At 71.0% G+C, this 20,163-nt stretch carries 16 protein-coding genes; 4 read left to right on the top strand and 12 right to left on the bottom strand.

Annotated elements, in window-relative coordinates; all coding sequences use genetic code 11:
• Window positions 1–41 precede the first annotated feature (41 nt).
• A complete protein-coding gene (locus AC27LF_RS39155) occupies window positions 42–1,292 on the bottom strand; it encodes a DegT/DnrJ/EryC1/StrS family aminotransferase (protein WP_479664133.1) in 1,251 nt (416 codons plus the stop codon).
• Window positions 1,293–1,500: 208 nt separating this feature from the next.
• Here AC27LF_RS39155 and AC27LF_RS39150 point away from each other — a divergent pair, with 208 nt between their 5' ends.
• Entirely contained in the window at window positions 1,501–3,369 is a 1,869-nt protein-coding gene (locus AC27LF_RS39150; protein WP_479664132.1) for an AMP-binding protein, read from the top strand.
• 66 nt (window positions 3,370–3,435) lie between these two features.
• On the opposite strand, the gene AC27LF_RS39145 is transcribed toward AC27LF_RS39150, so the two are convergent.
• Genes AC27LF_RS39145 through AC27LF_RS39125 form a run of 5 tightly spaced genes read right to left on the bottom strand, consistent with a single transcriptional unit; the run spans window position 3,436 to window position 10,264 of the window.
• Window positions 3,436–4,128 (bottom strand): alpha/beta fold hydrolase, encoded by a 693-nt coding sequence (locus tag AC27LF_RS39145; protein WP_479664131.1) that lies wholly within the window; start codon window positions 4,126–4,128, stop codon window positions 3,436–3,438.
• Window positions 4,129–4,166: 38 nt separating this feature from the next.
• Window positions 4,167–5,285: an FAD-dependent oxidoreductase gene (locus AC27LF_RS39140; RefSeq protein WP_479664130.1), complete on the bottom strand. Its 1,119-nt coding sequence runs from the start codon at window positions 5,283–5,285 to the stop codon at window positions 4,167–4,169.
• A gap of 58 nt (window positions 5,286–5,343) precedes the next feature.
• The gene (locus AC27LF_RS39135; RefSeq protein WP_479664129.1) at window positions 5,344–7,047 is read right to left on the bottom strand and encodes an ABC transporter ATP-binding protein; all 1,704 of its coding nucleotides are present in this window, start codon (window positions 7,045–7,047) and stop codon (window positions 5,344–5,346) included.
• 56 nt (window positions 7,048–7,103) lie between these two features.
• Complete coding sequence (locus AC27LF_RS39130) at window positions 7,104–8,957, bottom strand: ABC transporter ATP-binding protein (RefSeq protein WP_479664128.1); 1,854 nt, start codon at window positions 8,955–8,957, stop codon at window positions 7,104–7,106.
• Window positions 8,958–8,995: 38 nt separating this feature from the next.
• Window positions 8,996–10,264: an MFS transporter gene (locus tag AC27LF_RS39125; protein ID WP_479664127.1), complete on the bottom strand. Its 1,269-nt coding sequence runs from the start codon at window positions 10,262–10,264 to the stop codon at window positions 8,996–8,998.
• A gap of 222 nt (window positions 10,265–10,486) precedes the next feature.
• Here AC27LF_RS39125 and asnB point away from each other — a divergent pair, with 222 nt between their 5' ends.
• Window positions 10,487–12,298: an asparagine synthase (glutamine-hydrolyzing) gene (gene asnB / locus AC27LF_RS39120; RefSeq protein ID WP_479664126.1), complete on the top strand. Its 1,812-nt coding sequence runs from the start codon at window positions 10,487–10,489 to the stop codon at window positions 12,296–12,298.
• 59 nt (window positions 12,299–12,357) lie between these two features.
• Here asnB and AC27LF_RS39115 read toward each other — a convergent pair whose 3' ends face one another.
• Complete coding sequence (locus AC27LF_RS39115; RefSeq protein ID WP_479664125.1) at window positions 12,358–12,783, bottom strand: MerR family transcriptional regulator; 426 nt, start codon at window positions 12,781–12,783, stop codon at window positions 12,358–12,360.
• 530 nt (window positions 12,784–13,313) lie between these two features.
• On the bottom strand, window positions 13,314–13,523 hold the full coding sequence (locus tag AC27LF_RS39110) for a hypothetical protein (protein ID WP_479664124.1): 210 nt from the start codon (window positions 13,521–13,523) through the stop codon (window positions 13,314–13,316).
• On the opposite strand from AC27LF_RS39110, the gene AC27LF_RS39105 reads away from it, so the two are divergent.
• Entirely contained in the window at window positions 13,512–13,811 is a 300-nt protein-coding gene (locus AC27LF_RS39105) for a hypothetical protein (protein ID WP_479664123.1), read from the top strand. The genes AC27LF_RS39110 and AC27LF_RS39105 overlap by 12 nt on opposite strands.
• Before the next feature lie 81 nt (window positions 13,812–13,892).
• Here the strand turns inward: AC27LF_RS39105 and AC27LF_RS39100 are convergent, their stop codons facing one another.
• Genes AC27LF_RS39100 through AC27LF_RS39085 form a run of 4 tightly spaced genes read right to left on the bottom strand, consistent with a single transcriptional unit; the run spans window position 13,893 to window position 18,839 of the window.
• Entirely contained in the window at window positions 13,893–15,431 is a 1,539-nt protein-coding gene (locus AC27LF_RS39100; RefSeq protein WP_479664122.1) for an ABC transporter ATP-binding protein, read from the bottom strand.
• On the bottom strand, window positions 15,428–16,285 hold the full coding sequence (locus AC27LF_RS39095; protein WP_479664121.1) for an ABC transporter permease: 858 nt from the start codon (window positions 16,283–16,285) through the stop codon (window positions 15,428–15,430). Before AC27LF_RS39095 ends, AC27LF_RS39100 begins: the two co-directional genes overlap by 4 nt.
• Window positions 16,282–17,292 carry an ABC transporter permease gene (locus AC27LF_RS39090; RefSeq protein ID WP_479664120.1) on the bottom strand — a complete coding sequence of 337 codons (1,011 nt, stop codon included), beginning with the start codon at window positions 17,290–17,292 and terminating at the stop codon, window positions 16,282–16,284. Before AC27LF_RS39090 ends, AC27LF_RS39095 begins: the two co-directional genes overlap by 4 nt.
• A complete protein-coding gene (locus AC27LF_RS39085; RefSeq protein WP_479664119.1) occupies window positions 17,289–18,839 on the bottom strand; it encodes an ABC transporter substrate-binding protein in 1,551 nt (516 codons plus the stop codon). Before AC27LF_RS39085 ends, AC27LF_RS39090 begins: the two co-directional genes overlap by 4 nt.
• A gap of 301 nt (window positions 18,840–19,140) precedes the next feature.
• On the opposite strand from AC27LF_RS39085, the gene AC27LF_RS39080 reads away from it, so the two are divergent.
• Window positions 19,141–20,136 carry a TauD/TfdA family dioxygenase gene (locus AC27LF_RS39080; RefSeq protein WP_479664118.1) on the top strand — a complete coding sequence of 332 codons (996 nt, stop codon included), beginning with the start codon at window positions 19,141–19,143 and terminating at the stop codon, window positions 20,134–20,136.
• Window positions 20,137–20,163 lie beyond the last annotated feature (27 nt).

Here is a 20,163-nt window from a genome sequence, read left to right as displayed (position 1 = left end):
AGGGTGGTCCCGCGGTCACTCACGGCGCCGCGGACGCGAACTCACGGGGAGGCGAGCACGGAGGTGCCGGTCCCGACCTCCGTCAGTACCGCTTCCAGCGCTTCCAGCAGCCATGCCACCTGCTGGTCGGACAGCCCGGGCTGGCAGGGAAGGTTGACCTGTTCCTCGAACCACAGCCGCTCGGCGACCGGGCATTCACCGAGGCGGTGCCCGCGCGCCCGCCACTCGGGCATCAGATGCAGCGGGAAGTAGCGCAGCTGTATCTCCACCCCGCGCCTGACGAGCTGGTCGACGAAGGCGTCCCGGCCGATCCCGCAGCCGGGGTCGAGGAAGAAGGTGTACAAGTGGTAGGCGTTGCGCACGCCGTGCGGCTCCTCGACGGTCCGCACGAACGGGTACCGCTTCAGCAGCGCCGTGATCCGGTGCGCGATGTCCCGGCGCCGTGCGACCAGCTCGTCGAGGCGGTCCAGCTGGACGACGCCGACCGCCGCGCTCGGCTCCGGCATGGTGGCGTTGGTCCCGGCGTTGAGCACCTCTACGCAGCCGTGCGTGTAGGCGTTCCCAGGGTGCAGCATCCAGTCGGGCGGCACCTCCCGGCCGCCCAGCGGGTGGGGCGATGGCACGAACACGGCGTCGGAGTCGTTGGAGCGCATACGGTCCAGACGCTCGGCCCACGCGTCGTTCTGGACCGTCACCATGCCTCCCTCGCCGAGGGTGGTGATGTTCTTGCTGGAGTGGAAACTGAAACAGCCGATGTCACCGAGGGCTCCCGGCGTGCTTCCGCGGTACAGGCTGCCGATCGCGTGCGCGCAGTCCTCCACCACGACGATTCCGTGGAGCCGCGCGATGCTCATGATGCTTTCCATATCGGCCGGAAGCCCGCCGTAGTGCACCAGCAGAATTGCTTTCGTCCGCTCGCTCACCAGGGATTTGATGCTGTCCGGGTCGGCGTTCAGGGTGGTCCGGTCGATATCGCAGAACCGCACGGTCACCTGGTGTTCCAGTCGGGGCTGCACCGTGGCCTTGTAGGTCTGCGGAGTCGCGATGACCTCGTCGCCGGGGCGCAGATCGAGCACGCTGATCGCGAGCGCCAGGGCCACGGTGCCGCTGGTCACCGACAGGGCGTGGGCGCTGCCGGTCAGCTCGCGAAACCGCTGTTCGAAGGCGGCGCGGTGGATGCCGGCCGACAGCGGACTGTGCGATCGCAGGACGCGCGACACAGCGGCCAGCTCTGCTTCGCCCAGCACACTGCCGCGGGTGGGATACGGAACGAGATAGCTTCGGGACGACATCTGCAAGCCACTTCCCCCAGTGCATTGTCGGGACCCTGGGAACGCACTCCGGAATCCTGTACGGTCATGTGCCGCCGCAGCTATTGGCCGATGGATGCAGGCCGTTGTACGACCAGAGACGTAATGAGCGGCCCGCCGTCCATGGTTATCGTGGGTCGGAAATTCGGTCGGCACTCTCCGGTGCGACCGGGAGGGGGATTGCGGCGTCGTGGATGAGCTTCGGAAAATCCTTCGGGACATCGGTATCGACGAGGAGGAGATTCAACCGGAACACTTCCTGCGGGCTCACCTCGGACTCGACTCCACGGAAACCGTCGAGCTGGAGTTGAGGCTCAGACAACGCTTCGGCGTCGTCGTCGACCTGTGGGACAAGCACGACTTCACCCTCGCGGAACTACAGGACCGTATCCGGCAGTCGCAGGGCATGGGCGGCCCCCCTCAGGAGCGCATGCGGGCGCTGGCCATCGCGGCCGAGCGGGCCGAACTGTACCGCCGCGGGGGACTGTGGCGCCCGCAGCGCGTCGACGAGATCGTCCTGGCCCACGCCGGGTCACGCGCCGAGTCCTGCGCGCTCGTCTCCGGTGACCGCCGGCTGACACACGCGGAGTTGGACCGGGCGGTGCGGGCGACGGCCGCCCGGCTCGCCGCCCTGGGTATCGGCCACGGCCGGCCCGTGGCCGTGCAACTGCCGAACGACATCGAACTGGTCGTGCTGACCCTCGCGCTGTCCCGGATCGGCGCGCCACCGGTCATGGTCCCCGTGACCCTGCGCGAGTTCGAACTGGAGCACGTCGTCGCCACCGCCCGACCCGTGGCGATCGCCGTGCCGAGCAGACACGGACGTTTCGACCATCTCGCCCTGGCCCGCCGGTTGCGCGACCGTCACCCCGGCGTGCGTCAGCTGCTGGTCTGCGGTGCCGGCCCGAAGGACGGGGCGGACACGGTCGACCTGTCCGCGCTGTGCGCCACGCCCGGGAGCGACCGTGACGAGCCGGTGGCCGAGCCGGAGTTCGCGGCCCTGGACGATCCGGCGGTGTGCCTGCTGTCCAACGGCACGACCGGCAAGCCGAAGATCATCCCACGGCTTCACGAGGCCTACGGTCACCAGCTCCGGCACACCCCGGCGGTGGCCGGCGTCGGCCCCGACTCGGTGTACCTGGCCGTGATGCCCGCCACCCACGGCTTCGTGCTCGGCTGCCCCGGTGTTCTCGGCACGCTGGGCGCCGGCGGCACGGTGGTACTGGGCCCGTCCACCGAGCCCGAGGCGGCCTTCGCACTCATCGAACGTGAAGGAGTCACCCACTGCACCCTCGTGCCCGCACTGGCCGAACAATGGTCGGACGCCGCCCGTGGGTCCGGGCGCGACCTGTCCACCCTCCAGGTGCTCCAGATCGGCGGCGCCCGGCCCCGGCCCCGCCAGATCCAGCACATACCGCACACCCTCGGCTGCCGCGTGCAGCAGTGCTACGGGATGAGCGAGGGCCTGCTGTGCTACACGGCGCTCGACGACCCCGAGGACATCGTGCTGCACACTCAGGGCCGCCCCCTGTCGCCCGCGGACGAGATCCGGGTCGTGGACGACGAGGGTCGGCCGGTGCGGGCCGAGGAGACCGGCGAGTTGCTGACCCGGGGCCCGTACACCGTCGCCGGCTACTATGCCGACGCCGACGAGCGCGCCTTCACGCCCGACGGTTTCTACCGCACAGGCGACCTGGTACGGCTCCACCCGTCAGGGGCCCTGATCGTGGAGGGCCGCACCCGGGACGTGATCAACCGGGGTGGAGAGAAGATCCCAGCCGTGGAGCTGGACCTGCTCGCCGCCGAGCATCCCGCCGTTGCCGCCGCGGCGGCCGTCGCGGCCCCGCACCACCGCTTCGGCGAGATCGTCTGCCTGTACGTCGTCGCCCGCGCCGGGCAACAGGCCCTCGACCTGGGCGGCGTCCGGCGGTTCCTTCAGGACCGCGGACTTGCCCGCTACAAGCTGCCCGAACGCCTGGAGATCGTCGACGAACTGCCGTACCTGGGCATCGGAAAGGTCGACAAAAAGGCGCTGCGGACAGCCGCGGCGCAGGGGTGAGCCGAAGGTGGCTCTCGGAACCGCTGACCCGGTGCGCGTGTGGGAGTCCCCGGGACCGCGGCAGGCTCAGATCCACCCGGTCAGCGACCTGAGGAAGCCGCCGAAGTCGTCGACATGGACGTTGTGTCCCGTACCGGGCACCCTACGGATCTCGAAACCGGCACGCGCGAATTCAGCGGCCCGGGCGGGAGGCATCAGTTCGCTGGGGTCCGGAAGGATCACCAGGGACGGCACGAGCGGGACGACCGGGAGGTAGGCCGTCTCCAGGTAGTCCATACGGGTCGTGTCCGGGTCCCAGTCGGCCAGTTCGGCCATCCGCGCCTCGTAGGAGCCCTGGGCCCAGTGGGGCGAGGCCTGCTGGAGGTCGGTGAGCGCGAGGTCCTTGACGGTCCGTATCCACTCCATGGCGACTCCGAACCCGCCCTCGGTCACATACCAGGACGGGTCCTCGTAGACGGCCCGGGCGGGCCGCAGCCGGTCGGCGATCATGGCCAGCAGGGTGCCGCCGAGTGAGTGCCCGACCGCCAGGCTCGGCTCGGTCGGCAGGTTGGCCAGCAGGTCGTCCGCCCACCGTTCGCGGCTGTAGCGGCCGCGCGGACTCCCGCCGTGCCCCGCGAGGTCGGGTGCCAGGACGCGGTAGCCGCGGTCCGCCAGGGCAGGAGCCAGTTGCCACCAGGTACGCGAGCTGCCGGAGAGGCCGTGCAGCAGGACCGCGGTGCGGTTCCCCTGGCCCCATTCCTCGATGTGCAGGTCGACCATGCGCGTTTCCCCCCGTGCGGTGCTGTTTCGTGTCGTTCTCAGGGCGTTGGTACGTTGCGTGCGGCGTTCAGCGTGCCCTCGGTCCACACCTCGTCCCGCCGTTCCCCCGCCCGCGGGAAGAGGCCACGCAGGGCGTCCAGTGACTCCTGCTGGGTCTGCTCGGTGACCGGGCGGTTGGCCGTCTCCCAGTCGTGCAGCGCGGCGGGGATGTCTCCCGGGCCGGCCGCCGTGACGGCCCTGGCCAGGTTGAGCGCGTTGATCATGGCGGTTCCCGCGCCCTGTCCGATGGTCGGAGGCATGGCATGGGCCGCGTCACCCAGTACGGCCGCCCGTCCCGTGGCCCAGTGGCTCAGCCGTACGATCTCGTAGCGGTCGAAACGCGGCCGGGGCGGCAGGTCGGCAAGGACACTGCGCAGGACGGGGAAGCTCTCGCACCACACGTCCGCGTCGAGGGGGGTGCGCAGCGCTGGGTCGGTGTGCTGGGCGCTCAGCAGCAGATACAGATCCCGGTTGTTGCAGGGGACGTAGAGGACCCGCCGTGCGAGTCGTGTGTTCCAGTAGTTCACGTAGTCGCGCCATTGCCCGTGCCTGCCGGGGGCGCGGCCCAGCGGTACGAGCAATCGGTACAGGCCGATGGGGAACGTGCCGTGCTCGGCTGTCAGCCCGAGCGATGCGCGGACGGCGGACCGTATGCCGTCCGCGCCCGCGACCAGATCCGCGGGCCAGGCGCGTCCGTCCGCGGTGCGCAGCACCCCCTCGGGCTCGGCCGCGACGACCCGGGAACGGGTACGCACTTCCACGCCCGATGCCCTGGCCTGTTCAAGCAGGGCGGAGTAGAGGGTTTGCCGGGTGAGTGTGACCATCCTCAGCCCGTTGGGCAGAGGGAGCGGGCGGGAGCCGATCCGTGTGCCGTCGGCGTCGCGTTCCTGCCAGCCGGGCGCCTCATGGCTGTCGGCCAGGACGGCGTCCGCCGCGCCGAGTTCACCGAGAACCGTCAGACCGTTCTCCCACAGAAAGATGCCGGCGCCGAACGCCCGCAGGTGCGGACCGCGTTCGTGTACGCGTACTCGCCACCCCTGACGGGCGAGCCCTATGGCGAGAGTGAGGCCGGCGAATCCGGCACCTGCGATCTCCGCTGTGCGTCGCGTCTGGGTCACGCCCTCATCCTGACGGTTCCGCCGAGCCGGTCGTATTGGCCGAAAGGCTAGAAAGGGTTTAGTCCCTGTGGCCGACGTGCCACGTGCGGGCCTGGTCGTACTGGTGCCAGATCCGGGCGAAGACGCCGTCCCGGCCGAGGAGTTCCTCGCGGGTTCCGGTCTCTGCGATGCGTCCCTCGTCCAGGGCGACGACCTGATCGGCGCCTGCCAGGGTGGCCGGCCGGTGGGCGATGACGACGACGGTGCGGCCCGGGTCCGCGGACAGACTGGCGACAGCGCGCTGCACGGCGTTCTCGTTCTCCGGGTCCAGAGCCGAACTCACCTCGTCCAGCAGTACGATCCGGGCCTGCTTGAGCAACGCGCGGGCGATGGAGACCCGCTGCCGTTCCCCGCCGGACAACCGGGCTCCGCCCTCACCGACCCGGGTTGCCCAGCCGTCGGGCAGCCGGGCGGCGAGTTCGTCCAGGCAGGCGGCGCGCGCCGCCGCCGCGAACTCGGCGTCGGTGGCCTGCGGCCTGGCCAGCCGGACGTTCTCCTCGATCGTTCCGTCGAACAGGTACACGTCCTGGAAGACGATGGACAGGGACCGCATCAGGACGTCGTGGTCCAGGTCCCGCACATCGGTGCCGCCGATCCGTACGGCGCCGGCCTCGACGTCGTAGAACCGGGCCAGCAACCGGGTGACGGTGGTCTTGCCCGAGCCGGACGGCCCGACCAGCGCCGTGGTGGATCCCTCGGGGCAGCGGAAGGACACCTGCGCGAGCGCGGGCCTCGCCGCGGCTGTGACGTCGCCGGGGCACGGGTAGGAGAAGGTGACGCGGTCGAAGACGATGTCGGTGCCGGACAGGGCGGTGACGGGCCGTGCGGACCGCGGCAGCGGCGGGGTGCGCAGCAGGGTCTCCACCCGCACGAGGGCGTTCTCCATCGCCCGCAACCCGCCGATCAGCCCGTTCAGCGAGCCTAGTTCCTCCAGGTACCGCACGGCCAGAACGAGGAGCACGACGGCGTCCGGGACGGCGAGGGAGCCGTCGAGCAGAAACCGGGCGACCAGCGCGAGCACAGCGACGAAGCAGGCCATGACGACGGCAACGTAGCCCAGGCCCGGCAGCAGAGAACGCCGCAGCCCACGCCGGTAGCGCAGCCGGTGCTCGTCGAGCGCCTCACGCAACCGTTCACCCCCGGTGGGGGCCTGGCCCGCGGCCCGCAGCACGTGTTGCGCCTGGCCGAGTTCGACGGCCCGCCCGGCGAGTTCGGTGGCGGCCTCATCCAGTGCTGCGTTGGCCTCGGCCGCGATCCGGCCCGAGCGGCGCAACGCCGCGACGGCCAGCGGTGCCGCCAGCAGGAAGACGACGGCGATGCGCCACTCCACCAGGGCGGTGACGACGACCAGCGTCGCCGGAACGACGGTGGCGGCGATCATCTGCGGGCCGATCTGTGCCACGAGCCGGCCCAGTTCGCTGGTGGAGCTGGCCGTCGTACGGGCCAGACGCGCCTTGTTCGCAGCGCTGAACCAGCCCAGCGGAAGTGCGGTCACATGCTGTATCACGGTCCGGCGCGCGGCGGCGGTGAGCTGCATGCTCGCCGCGAATCCGACGGGCGTGGCGTAGACGGTCAGCGCCCAGTACACGGCCACCCCGGCGGCACCGGCCAGCAGCCACGGCAGGGCCGCCGTGAGGGCCGGGTGCGGTGTCAGGAGCCTGTGCAGCACAGGGATGAGCAGGGCGAGCAACGCGCCCTGGAGCACGGCCAACGCGATGTGCACGGCTCCCAGCGTGAGCAGCGTCGCCCGATGAGGCCAGAGCCGCAACAGCCGGCGGATCACGTCGTCTTCCCCGTGGACTCGGCCCCGGCTTCGGAGGAGGTCGGCTGCTGGGCCCGCCACATGCGGGCGTACCGTCCCCGGCGGGCGAGCAGCTCATGGTGGGTGCCGGACTCGGCGAGCCGGCCCCGGTCGAGGACGACGATCTGGTCGGCGTCGGTGATGGTGCGCAGCCGGTGCGCGATCACGATCAGGGTCTTTCCTTCCGTGAGTCGGGAGATGGCCTGCTGGATCGCGGTTTCGTTGTCCGGGTCGACCGCCGCGGTGGCCTCGTCGAGGACGACGACGGGCGCGTCGGCGAGGATGGCGCGGGCGATGCTCAGTCGCTGGCGTTCGCCGCCGGACAGCCCGGCCGCCTGCCCGCCGAGGACGGTGTCGTATCCCTGGGGGAGCCGTTCGATCACCTCGTGGATCCGCGCGTCCCTGGCCGCGTCGCGTACCTGCTCGTCGGTGGCGTCCGGCCGCCCCACGCGGATGTTCTCGCGGACCGTGTCGTACAGCAGCGCCACGTCCTGGAACACCAGCGAGATACGGGCGAGCAGGTCGTCGGAGGGGATCGAGCGGACGTCGGCGCCGCCGATCCGGACGGCGCCGGCGGTGACGTCGTAGAACCGGGGCAGCAGCATCGCCAGGGTGGTCTTGCCGGCCCCGGACGGTCCGACGATCGCAGTCGTGGTACCCCGGTGGCAGACCAAGGACACGTCCACCAGCGCGTTGTGCGTGCCGTCGTAGGAGAACGTCACCCGGTCCAGTTCCACCGTGGTGCCCTCCGGCAGCCGGGGCTCGGCCGGCTCGGGCAGGGGCGTGACGGCGAGCAGGTCCTCGATGTGGGCGGCCGCCATGCGTGCTTTGCGCAGCGTCTGGGAGCCCTGGACCATCGGCAGCATCGGCGTAGGCAGCCCGACCCCGACCACGAGGAACGGCAGCAGGGCGGAGACGGTGAGCGAGTCGTGGGCCACGAGAGCGCTGCCTACCGCCAGGACCACGGCCAGCACGGTGACCTCCGACAGCAGCACGCGGCTCGCCGCCGAACTGGCCCTGGTCTCGGCGACCCACAGCCGCATCGCCGCTGTCTGCTCGTCGACGGCTGCGGAGAAGCGGCGCAGGAATCCGCCGCCGGTGCCGAACGTCTTGGCCACGGCGATCCCGTCCGCGTACTCGACAGCGGCGGCGGCGACGCGTCCCTCGGCGGTGATCAGCCGGCGCACATGATGCGGCATCGAACGCATGGACAGGCGGTAACTGCCGACCAGCAGGGCAGGCGCCGCGAGCGTGACCAGGGCCATCCGCCAGTCGACGGTGACCAGGTAGCCGAAACTGACGGTGACCACCGCCGCGGCGCCCGCCATCTCCCCGGTTGCGTGGGCGATGAGGTGGTGCATCTCCTCGATGTCGTCGGTGAGCGCCCTCTTGACCTCGCTGGAGCCCGCGTCACGGAACCAGCCGAGCGGTACCACGCCGAGGTGTCTGACGAGCCGTGACCGGATGCCATGCTGCATCTCGGCGTCGGCGTAGTGCCCGAGGTCGGTGCCGACGGTCGCGGCGACGAGCCGGACGAGCGCGCCGAGGGCCCCGACGAGGACCCACGTCCACACCGTGCCGGCGAGGTCGACGCCCCCGTCCAGTGCGGTTCTGGCGAGTTCGGACACGGCCACGTACGGGGCGAGGCCGGCGGTCGCGCCGACCACGGCCAGGAATGCGGCGGTGATCAGCCTGCCGCGTACCGGGCGCAGCATCCGCGCGGTCGCGCCGGGACGCTGCAGGTGTCCCGTTCCCACGCCGGGCGGGGGAGCGGACGGCGTGGGAACGGGAGGCTTGGGAGGGGACTCGTCCTCCTGGGCGAGGGTGGCCATGCGCAGACGTTCCTCCGTGGTCGGGTGCGGCGGGCGGTTCACGCCGCTGTCGCGATGTCGGTGCCGGTGGAGTCCGCGGCAGCGGACTCGACGAGGCGGAGATGGTGCGTGCGGGCCCAGGCGGTAGCGGCGAGCGTGCCGGCCACGGCGGACGCCGAGGAGACGACGATGAGGGGCAGGTAACCGAGGAGCCCGGCCAGGGCCAGCCCGGTGGAGTTCGCCAGCAGCCGCAGGATGCCCAGGACGGCGACCTGCACGGCGAAGTCGGTGGCTGCCGTACGCGGCCGGGCCACGTCCAACGCAGTGGTGTAGACGGCCGTGTTCGCGGCCGCGTTCAGGGCCTGGATACCGACCACCACGACCGTGGTGACGAGGGCGGCGCCCGCGGCCACCGCCCCGGCGTCGACACCCCGGGCGAGCGGCACCAGGCCCAGCAGCCAGACCGCCTGCGCCAGCCCGAACAGCAGCAGGGCACGGTGCCGGCTCATGCGCCCGATGACCAGTCCGGCCGCGACGGCCGCACCGGTGGCCGCGAGCCCGCCGAACGTGCCCTGTGCCAGCGCGATGCGCGACAACGACCAGTCGGCGTCCACCAGCATCGGAGAGACCACGGCCTCCGCGACGTACACTCCGCAGGTGTAGAGGGGGATGATCAGCAGCATCCAGCGTGCCGCTCCGCGCCTTCGGGGGAACGACAGCAGCGCGTTCGAGGTGCCCGTGCCGCGGGCCCCGGGAGGCGGCGGCTCCCGGAAACGCGCCAGCAGGGCGAGCGGAACCAGGAAGACGGCGGCCAGTGCCGTGACGGTGACCGGCCAGCCTGCAAAGGCGTAGAGCAGCAAGGATCCGCTGGCACCCAGGATCATGCTGACGCTGATGGCGGCCGTCTGCAGGCCGCCGGCCATGGTGCGCTCGTGCGGGGCCAGCAGACGTACCGCGAGCCCGTTGATCGCCACCTCGTGCGCGCCGGAGACGAGCAGGACGAGCGTCATCACGGCCAGCACGACCGGCAGCCGGTGCACCGGGTCCAGTGGAGCCAGGCACAACAAGGCGAGGATCAGGATGAGTTGAGTGCCCATCAGCCAAGCGCGGTAGTGACCGAAGCGCTGCACGGAGAACCGGTCCACGAGGGGAGCGAGCAGGAACTTCCCCGCCCAGGCGAGGCCCAGCAGGTTCATGAGTGCCAGGTGTTCGAGGGAGACTCCGCGGCGGCGGAGGATGACGCCGAGAGCCAGGAAGAAGAAGGAGTACCCGACGTCCTGAACCAGGTACAGGGTGGCCAGCAGCGTCGTCTTGCCGGCACGGCTCACCGCTCGTCTCCTCGTGTCGCACTTGCCTGCCTCTTGCAGATGAGAGCTTTTTGCAACAGCCACCCTGCATCCTCAAGTCGGCTTGAGGTCAAGGGTGTGAGCGGCGCGGATCGTGACTGACCCGATCGGCCGTACCGGGTTTGAGCTCAAGTCGACTTGAGGTGCGAACCTCGCGTTACGGGACAGATCTGGAGCAGTCCCGCACAAGGGAAGCGAGGGAGCATGTGCGGAATCGCGGGCTGGGTCGACTGGGAACGGGACCTGGGAAACGAACACCAGGTACTCGACGCGATGACGGGGACACTTGTCTCACGCGGCCCGGACGACGGCCGTACGTGGCTGTCGCGCCATGCGGCACTGGGCCATCGCCGGCTCGCCGTGGTCGACGTCGAGGGCGGCAGACAGCCGATGACCGCGGCCCGCGACGGCGAGACGCCCTGTGCGGTGACGTTCAGCGGTGAGATCTACAACTTCCGCGAGTTGCGCCGCCTGCTGACCGCCCACGGACACCGTTTCCGCACGTCCTCGGACACCGAAGTCCTGCTGCGCGCGTACCTGGAGTGGGGAGCGGAGTGCGTGACCCGTCTCGACGGCATGTTCGCCTTCGCGCTCTGGGACCCCGGCCGGCGTACGCTGCTGCTGGCCCGTGACCGCCTCGGCGTGAAGCCCCTGTACTTCCTGCCCTACCCGAACGGGGTGGTGTTCGGCTCCGAACTCAAGACACTGCTCGCGCATCCCTTCGCACGGCCCGAGGTCACCCCGGACGGGCTGGCCGCGATGCTGTGCGTCGCACCCGTGCCCGGACAGTCGGTGTTCCGCCGGATCCGCGCCGTGCGCCCCGGACACCTCGTCCTGGCCGACGCCGGCGGCTGCCGCGAACGGCCGTACCGGAGACTGGAGAGCCATGAGCACCCGGACGATTACCCCACCACGGTCCGTACGGTCCGGCAACTGCTCAGGGACGCCGTGGAACGGCAACTCGTTTCCGACGTTCCGATCGGCGCCCTGCTCTCCGGCGGACTCGACTCCAGCGCGGTCACGGCCCTGGCCGCCGACGTGATCGGCCACGAGGGCGTCACCCCCACCTATTCGGTCGGGTTCCAGGACCAGGAGAAGTACTTCACTCCCGATGCCACCCGCCCCGAGCAGGACTCCGCGTTCGCCCACTCGGTCGCGGAGACACTGCGGACCCGGCACACGGAGATCCTGCTGCACACCGAGGACGTGCTGCGGGCACGCTCGGAGGTGTTGCGCGCCCGCGACGTGCCGGGCTTCGCGGACATCAACGCCGCCCAGTACCTGATGTTCCGGGTGGTGAAGAAGGAGGTCACGGTCGTCCTCTCGGGCGATGCGGCGGACGAGTCGCTGGGCGGCTACCCGTGGTTCCACTCGCCCGCCGCCCGCGCGACGCACGCCCTTCCCTGGGCGGCCATTCCCCAGTCCGTCTGCCCTGTCCTCGACGGCGACCTGAGGCGGCGGATCGCCCGGCGTCTGGCCGACGACCATGCACAGGCGATGACCGAGGTGCCCCGGCTTCCCGGGGAGGATCCGCTGGGCACCCGGATCCGTGAGCTGTTCCACCTGAACCTCACACGCTGGCTGCCGCTGATGCTCGACTTCACCGACCGGACGAGCATGCGCGCGGGCCTCGAAGTCCGGGTCCCTTTCTGCGATCACCGGCTCGTCGAATACCTGTGGAACACGCCGTGGCACCTCAAGTCGCCCGGCGGCCGGGTCAAGGGACTGCTCCGCGACGCCATGGCCGGCGCTCTGCCCGACCCTGTCCTTGAGCGCCGCAAGACATCGTTCCCCGTGAACGTGCACCCCGACTACGAGGCCGGCCTGCGCGAGCAGATGCGGGCTGAACTGTCCGACCGCAACTCGGCTTTGTCGCCCCTGGTCGATCGTGCGGCACTGCTTGCGCTGCTCGCCCGTCCCTGTGACAGTCCCGGCATGTGGCGGGTCCGGGACACCCTCGCCCTGCTCCTGCAGACCGCCGAGTGGCTGCGCGCTTATCGCGTCGTGCTCTGCTGAGCCGGTGCCGCGCGCGTGCGACGACCGTCCGGTGCGGGCGCCCGGTGGCCGGGGTGTGGTCAGGCATCCTCGTCGCCGTTGTGGCGCAGATCCTCCGGGGTGACCGGGTTGCCTCTCATCCGCTCCGCGACCGCCTTGCGCAGGTACTCGCACTCGGTGGCGGGAGCGTCACGGGGACACGTCAACAGGTGTTCCAGATGTGCCTGGCCGACCCGCAACCGGTCCATCTGCTCCTGGATCGCCCGTACGCGTCCTTGCACCGCCTCGCGCCAGTCGCCCTCGCCGCCCAGGGCGACGGCGATCTCGTCCACGCTCATCAGCCCGGTCTCCCGCCACATCTGGATCAGACCGATGCGATGCAGCTGATCGGGGCCGTAGTAACGGCGCCCCCCACGCCGTTCCGTCGCGTGGATCAGGCCGCGCTCCTCCCAGTAGCGCAGGGTCGAGACGCTCAGCCCGAAGCGTCTGCCGGCTTCACCGATCACCACAAGCTCGCCTTGATCACGTGGCTCAGACATCATGGGAAGATCCTGAAGTACGTCGCACCCGCACTCAAGTCAGCGTCCGCGCACCCGAGCCCGCCCGGGCCGCCCGAAGGGTTTCACTCGCGTTCGCCGTTGTGGCCACCCATGCGAGCGCGGACACGGGCCGGCCATACCCGGGCGTCCGCGGTCCGTGACCAGCGGGAAGGATCACCGACCGCGGGCATCGTCACCACCGCATGCCGGATGGCGAAGGCCACGGCCTTGTCGTACGGGCGAGAGCGGAAGGGCCGTTGCGGCTCCCGACTCGCGTTGGGCGCCTGGTGGGCAGGCCAGGCTCTTCGGGGCGACGGTCATGAACGCGCGGCCTCGCGCGCGGCGAAACCAGTGAGACCGACGCCGACGGACACGTCACGACCCTCCGCTGCCTCCCGCCTCCAGCGGCGTGGGCGGCTCGGCGGGCGCCTCCGCGCGGCGTCCTCGTGGCCGGCGCGCTCCGGTCGCCCGGACCCGGTTCCGCAACGCCTCCGGGTTCACCCCCAGGTCTGCGGCGCGACCGACCTGATCGTCGCTTCCGGCCGTGACTCGTACAACGCGACCGCGTCCGCTGTGAACTCCGGCGCGTAGACCGGGAAGCCGGGCTCGTGCGCGGCGGCCCGGATCGCGGGAGCGGCGACATGGGCGGGCTGGGCCGAGCCGATCCGCGGTGGGTGGAGATGGCCCTGGAGATCGTGGCAGAGCACGGGAAGGACTCGAAGCCGCCCCGTGGGAAGGTGATCCGCTCGGTCGGCCCGGGCCTGGAGGCCCGCTATGGCGAGGGCGAGGTGAAGCTGCCCGGTCGCGCGACGGCATACCGGTGGCCCGAGGAGCTGGAGCGGCAGCTGCAGACCTTCCGGCTGAGTACGAAGCGCAACCGGGCCATCGCCACCCGGCCACCAGGCGCCTACGGGAAGCTGCACGTCGTCGCACCCACGGGAAAGCCGTCCCGGTGGCATGGGGGAATACCACCGGGCCGGCTCGGCTCAGCATAGGCACGGCAAGATCAGCCCGTGGCCCCTTTCGGGGGCTTTACGGCGTTGTCGAAGCACTGACCGACACGGTCATGGACCGGATCACATCGCGCGCAGAAGCTCGGCCGTGGGGCCGCTGGTGGTGATCCGGCCGGTGTCCATCAGGTGCGTGGTGTCGGTGTAGCGGGCGATCAGGTGGTGTTCGTGGGAGACCACGACGAGGGTCGTGCCGTGCTCTGCGCGTAGCCGGGTGAGGAGGTCCATGACGGCCGTGGCGGTGGTGGTGTCCAGGGCGGAGGTGACCTCGTCGCAGAGCAGGATGTCCGGTCCGGCAGCCAGGGCGCGGGCGATGGAGACCCGCTGGCGCTGGCCGCCGGACAGCTCACCGGGGTAGCGGTCGGCGAAGTCGCCCGGGAGTTCCACCTGTTCGAGGAGTTCGGTGATCCGCTTGGGCATCTCCTTCGCCGCGAGGGTGGTGTGGAGGCGCAGGGGGCGGGTCAGTTGGTGTCCGACGGTGTGCCGGGGGTTGAGTGCGGCGAGCGGGTTCTGCGGGACGAGCTGGATGCGGCGCTGCTGTGCACGGGTGCGGCGGCGGGCCGTGGCTGCCAATTTCGCGCCGTCCAGGGTGAGATGGCCGTTCGTCGGCGGATGCAGTCCGGCGAGGACGCGCAGGAGGGTGGTCTTGCCGGATCCGGAGGGGCCGATTACTGCGGTGGCGGAGCCGGCCGGTGCCGTGAAGTCGATTCCGGCCAGGGCGGGGCGCCGGTTGCTTCCGGCGCGGAAGGAGACCTCGACATCGTGGGTGGACAGGGCCCGGCTGGACGTGTGCTCGGGTACGGCCGCCGGTTCCGCCGTGCGCGGCGCCGCAGTGGGCGGCCGCGTGCGGGGCGGCGTGAGCTGGACGGTGTGGTGGGCGCACGCCTTGACCAGTGTGGGGTCGTGCGTGGCGATGGCGATGGCGAGGTTCCTGTTGGTGGCGAGGCGGCGCAGCAGCTCGGCGATCTCGTCGCGCAAGGTGGAGTCGAGGCCGGCGGTGGGTTCGTCCAGGAGGAGGATCTGCGGGGTGCGGGCGAGGGCGCGGGCGAGGGCGACGCGGCGCTGTTGTCCGCCGGACAGGGCGGTGGGCCGTCGGTCGAGGAGATCGGTGGGGAGCCGGCACTCGGTCAGCAGGGTGCGGATCGAGTCGGTGGAGGCGTCCGTGGCCAGTTCGGCGACCAGGCGGTGGACGGTCATCCGGGGGTTGAGTGCCGAGCCGGGGTCCTGGCCGACGTAGGCGACGCGGGTGCGGCGCAGGAGTCGTAGTGCGTCGGGGGCGAGGGTGTGGGGCTGGGTGCCGAGGACGTCGAGGGTGCCGGCGGTGATCGCAGCCCCGTCGGGGAGGCGGCCGATGAGTGCGCGCAGGAGCGTGGTCTTCCCGGACCCCGAGGCGCCGGTCAGGGCGGTGACCTGGCCGGGGCGGACGGCCGCGGAGGTGGCGGGCAGCAGGACCGTGCCGTCGGGCAGGGCGATCTCCAGGCCGGTGACGGTCGCCACCGGCTGCACCGACTGCACCGACTGCACCGGCTGTACCGGGTCGGCTGCCGGGCCGGCCGGGTTGTCGGGCCGGGTGCGGGCCTGGTCCTGGTGGGCGAGGTCGCTCACGAGCGGGTCACCGCCTTCTGCGTGGTCTCGGGGGCCAGTGCCCGCGTGGCGAGGTTGACGGTGATGGCGATGGCGGCGATGGCGAGGCTCGGGGCGACGACGGCCCAGGGGTTGAGCAGGATGCCCGCGGCGTTCTCGCGGACCATCAACGACCAGTCGGAGGCCGGGGGTTGGGGCCCGATCTGGAGAAAGCCGGCCATGGATATGACGTAGACGGCTTCGACGAACCGCAGGCCGAAGAGGGTCAGGACCGTGGCACGCAGGTTGGGCAGGAGCTCGCGCAGCGCTATGTAGGCGGTGGACTCGCCGCGGGTGACGGCCGCTTCGACGTAGCCGGCGGTGGCGAGCGGGGCGGCGGCAGCGGCGACGACCCGCACGGCGTAGGGGATGCCGAGGACGACCGCGGCGGCGATGACGGCCCAGCGTCCGCCGCCGGGCCAGGCGAGGCCGATCAGCATGATGCCCAGCAGTGGTGGTAGCAGGATCGCGATGTCGGCGCAGCGTTCGACGGCTCGGCCGAGTGCGGGGCGCAGGACGGCGAAGCAGCCGATGAGGGTGGCGGCCGCGGTGACCACGGCGGCCACGAGTAGCGCGCCGACGACGAGGAGGGTGCCGCCGTGCAGGAGGCGGCCGAGGACGTCGCGGCCCAACTGGTCGCCGCCCAGCGGGGCGTCGGCGCTCGGTGCGGCGAACGGGGCAGTGGCCGGTGAGGCGAGGGAGTGCGGGGCCAGCAGAGGACCGGCGACGGTGAGGACGAGGGGCAGGGCGGCGACGGTGGTCAGCACGAGGGTGCGGGTGCGTCCGGCACGTCCTGTGCGTCGGGGTTCGACCGCCGGGGCGGCGGTGGTGGTCATGTGCGCTCTCCCAGGGTGGCCTCGCGGATCAGGTCCGCGGCGAGCAGGACGAGGCTGATGACGGCTCCCGCGCAGGCGACGACTCCGGCGATCAGCGGAGTGTCGCGTGAGGCGACGGCACCGGCCAGCAGGTTGCCGATCCCGGGGTAGTTGAAGAGGGTCTCCACAACCACGGCGCCGCCGAGCAGCATGCCGGTGGTGGTGGCGAAGCTGGTGGCGATGGCGGGTACGGCGCCGGGCAGCTGGTGGCGCAGCATTACCCGGTGGACCGGCAGTCCGTCCAGGTGGGCTGCCTCGACATGGGGGGTGGCGGCCTGGTCGGCGAGGGCGCCGCGTACGATCCGCACGTTCCAGCCGGTCTGCGGGATGACCAGGGCGATCACCGGCATGATCAGCATGGTCCACTGGGCGGGACGGCCGTCGCTGCCGGTGACGGTGACCGCGGGCAGCCATCCGGTCCACTGCGACAGCACCAGCAGCAGGACGACGGAGATCACGAACTCGGGCAGGGCGAACGCGGCTGTGGAGAGGTGGCCGATGATCCGGTCGGCCGGCCTGCCCGGACGGGCGGCGGCCCAGCAGCCGATCAGCAGGGCGAGGACGACCGTGAGGGCGAACGCGGTCAGGCCCAGGATCAGGGTGTTGGGCAGTGGGTCCGCGAGCAGGGCGGTCACCTTCTGGCCCTGGGCGGAGGTGCCCAGATCGCCTGTCGGAAGGGCGGTCATCCACTCCCAGAAGCGTTCCCACACCGGCCGGTCCAGGCCCAACTCGTGCCGGCGGGCGGCGATCTCGGCCGCGGTGGCACCGCGTTCGGAGCCGGCGCTGGCCGCGTCCCCGGGCAGCAGCTCGACAGCGGCGAAGACCACGGCCAGCAGCACGACCAGCATGAGCACCCGGTGGGCGATCGCGGTGGCGACCCGTATGGCCCAGTGGCGCGGGCGACGCGGCGCGGTGGCCGTTTCCGCATGGGGAGCAGCCACCGCACCGGTCTCGGTGAGGGGGCTCAACTCAGCCACACACCTTCGAGCTGGACGCGTCCGTAGCCGGCGAGCTTGGGCAGGTTCCGTACCTTGGCGGCGGCCAGGTCGATGCCGTCGGCCATGCCCCACAGCAGATAGCCGGAGCTGTCGTACTCGATCTGCTGGAGCTGCTTGAGGTAGCCGGCGCGCCGGGTGGCGTCCTTGGTGCCGATGACCTTGCGGTAGGCGGCGTCGAACTCCTTGTCCGCCCAGCCGGATTCGTTCTGCCCGGCGCCGCTGGCCAGTACCTTGGAGGCGAAGAAGACGACGGAGTCGTTGGTGCCCCAGTAGGTGGTGTAGAAGTCGCCGGCCTTCCAGGTCTTCTGCCAGAAGGCGCCGGACTCCTGCTTGACGACGTTCACCTTGATGCCCGCCTCGCGGGCCTGGTTGGCGAACAGGGTCGCGGAGTCGGCGAGGCCCGCGATGTCGTCCGTGGTGACCAGGTCGTAGGTCTTGGACAGGTCGAAGCCCGCCTCCTTCAGCAACTGCTTGGCCTTGGCGAGGTCCCGGGTGCGCTGGGGGATGTCCTTGGCGTAGTCGGGGTCGCCGGTGCCGAGGATGTCGTTGGCGACGGTGCCGTAGCCGGACAGGACCTGCTTGACCATCGCCTCGCGGTCGACGGCCAGGCGCATCGCCTCGCGCACCCGCGGATCGGTGAACGGGCTGCCCTTCGAGGTGCGCATGACGATGGGCATCGCCATGTCGTTGGGGCGGCGCAGGATCTGTACGTCCTTGCGGGTGGCCGCGGTGCGCCCGGCGACGGCGCCGGCGTTGGAGGCGAGGTCGATCTGCCCGGCGAGCAGGGCGTTGGCCATGGCCTGCGGGGTCTCGAACATGGTGACCTCGATGGCGTCGAGGTGCACGGTGGGGCCGTACCACTTGTCGTTCTTGACCAGGCGGGCGTTGCCGCCGCGGTACCAGTCCAGCTTGAACGGGCCGGTTCCGGGAGCCTTCGCGATCTCCGAGTCCTTCGTCCCCTTCTTCAGGACGAAGGTGGTGAACCGGGTCAGGACCGGGAACTCGGCGTTGGCGTAGTCGGAGACGAGTACCACCGTGTCGGTGCCCTCGGCGGTGATGTTCTTCGCCTGGATGCCCGGCAGGCGGGCCTCGCCCGAGGGGGTGTTGCGCAGCCGCTTCAGCGACCACACGACGTCCTCGGCGGTCACCGGCGTGCCGTCGTGGAACACCGCATCCTTGGCGATCTTGAACTTCCAGGTCGTCAGGTCGGCCGACGACTCCCATGAACTGGCAAGACGGGCAACGGTGTTGGACTTGACGCCGGGGACGGTGAGGGTGTCGTAGACGAGGGCGATGATCAGGTAGTCGCTCTCGTTGGCCTGGGTGCCGTGCGGATCGCGGGTGATGGCGCTCGCCCGGCCCAGCGCGCCCACCCGCAGCGTGCCGCCGCTCTTCGGCTTGCCGCCGCCCGCGGCCGCGTCGGAGGAGGTACCGCCGCCGGAGGAGCAGGCGGCGAGGAGGGTCGTCGCACCTATCGCTCCGCCGGCCCACAGCACTTGGCGCCTGTTGATGTTCACGTACGTCCTCGTTCCACGAAGCCTCAGAGTTGCTTAGGTTTGCCTATCCTAATGACATCCACCTTCGCAAGGGCGCACCTCGTGAGCAGGATTCGGACCCCAAGAGTAAACGACCGATGAGTTAGGTGTGCCTAACCTAAATTAGGTGCTAGCGTCATGGCGTACCGAGGATCCGCGGTGCGCATGTCGCCTGAACGGCCGTTCAGTTGCAGCCCGTTGCACGCCTTCTTGCCGCGGTCGCGCGCCCGCGCCAGGAAACCGTTACCCCTCATACCTCCCGACGGAAACGGACTTCTTCGCCATGAGCACGGCAGCCGCACCTGTCCGACAGCTCGATGCCCCCACCGTGGGCGAACTCCGTGAGGCAGCTGGAAAACTGCTCGCCGAGTTCGGTACGTCCGCCACCAGCCCCGAACTCCTCGCCCGCGTACGGGAGACCGCTGACGGGTTCAGCGACACCCTGCGCCACCACTGCCGCCCGGTCGACACCGCCGACGGCCTGTTCGTCCTGCGCGGCCTTGACGTCGATGACACCGAGATCGGCCCCACCCCGGTCGGCTGGGCCGGCGCCGGCGACAGCGGCGCCCTCTACGACATAGCCCTGCTGCTCCTCGCCACCGTGATGGGCAACCCGATCGCCTGGGAGGGCCAGCAGGACGGCCGGTTCGTGCACAACATCGTGCCCTCGCCAGGACATGAGACCGAGCAGACTGGCGCCTCGTCCACGGTGCTGCTCAGCCCGCACACCGAGGACGCTTTCCACCCCGGCCGGGCACACCTGCTGATGCTCGGCTGCCTGCGCAACCACGACCGCATCGCCACCACCGCCGCCGGCGTCCGAAAGACCCGCCTCTCGGATGCCGACATCGGTCAGCTCACCCGCTCGGTGGTGCCGATCCTGCCCGACGACGCCTACGAGGCCGCACAGCACTTCACCGACCAGGCCCCGCCGGCGGTGCCCACGCTGTACGCCACCGACGAGGGCATGACCCTGCGCTACGACCCCGCCTACACGCCCCTGGACGATGCGGACGAGGAGTACCGGGCGGCGTACGGGCGGCTCTCGGACGAACTCGCCCGCGTCTCGGTGGCCGTCAGCCTGAGCCCCGGCGAGGTGCTGGTCGTCGACAACGACCTCGTCGCGCACGGCCGGGTCCCCTTCCGGGCCCGGTACGACGGCACCGACCGGTGGCTCAAGCGGGCCTCCGTCCGCGTCCCCGGCCGGCACACCCGCCCGCCGGCCGAAGCGGCCGAGCACGGGTACGGCCAGGCCGCCATCGAAGCGCACGCGAGCTGAACACCCGCACCGCACCGGAGGAATCAA

The sequence above is a fragment of the Streptomyces diversicolor genome, from assembly GCF_057537855.1.
Note: the sequence above shows the minus strand (reverse complement) of the source record. Positions and strands in the feature narration are given on the sequence as shown.

Coding starts and splice junctions, on each gene's coding strand:
- AC27LF_RS39130 (WP_479664128.1), bottom strand. CDS start 8,957: ATGGCCACCCTCGCCCAGGAGGACGAGTCCCCTCCCAAGCCTCCCGTT.
- AC27LF_RS39080 (WP_479664118.1), top strand. CDS start 19,141: ATGAGCACGGCAGCCGCACCTGTCCGACAGCTCGATGCCCCCACCGTG.
- asnB (WP_479664126.1), top strand. CDS start 10,487: ATGTGCGGAATCGCGGGCTGGGTCGACTGGGAACGGGACCTGGGAAAC.
- AC27LF_RS39095 (WP_479664121.1), bottom strand. CDS start 16,285: ATGACCACCACCGCCGCCCCGGCGGTCGAACCCCGACGCACAGGACGT.
- AC27LF_RS39145 (WP_479664131.1), bottom strand. CDS start 4,128: ATGGTCGACCTGCACATCGAGGAATGGGGCCAGGGGAACCGCACCGCG.
- AC27LF_RS39155 (WP_479664133.1), bottom strand. CDS start 1,292: ATGTCGTCCCGAAGCTATCTCGTTCCGTATCCCACCCGCGGCAGTGTG.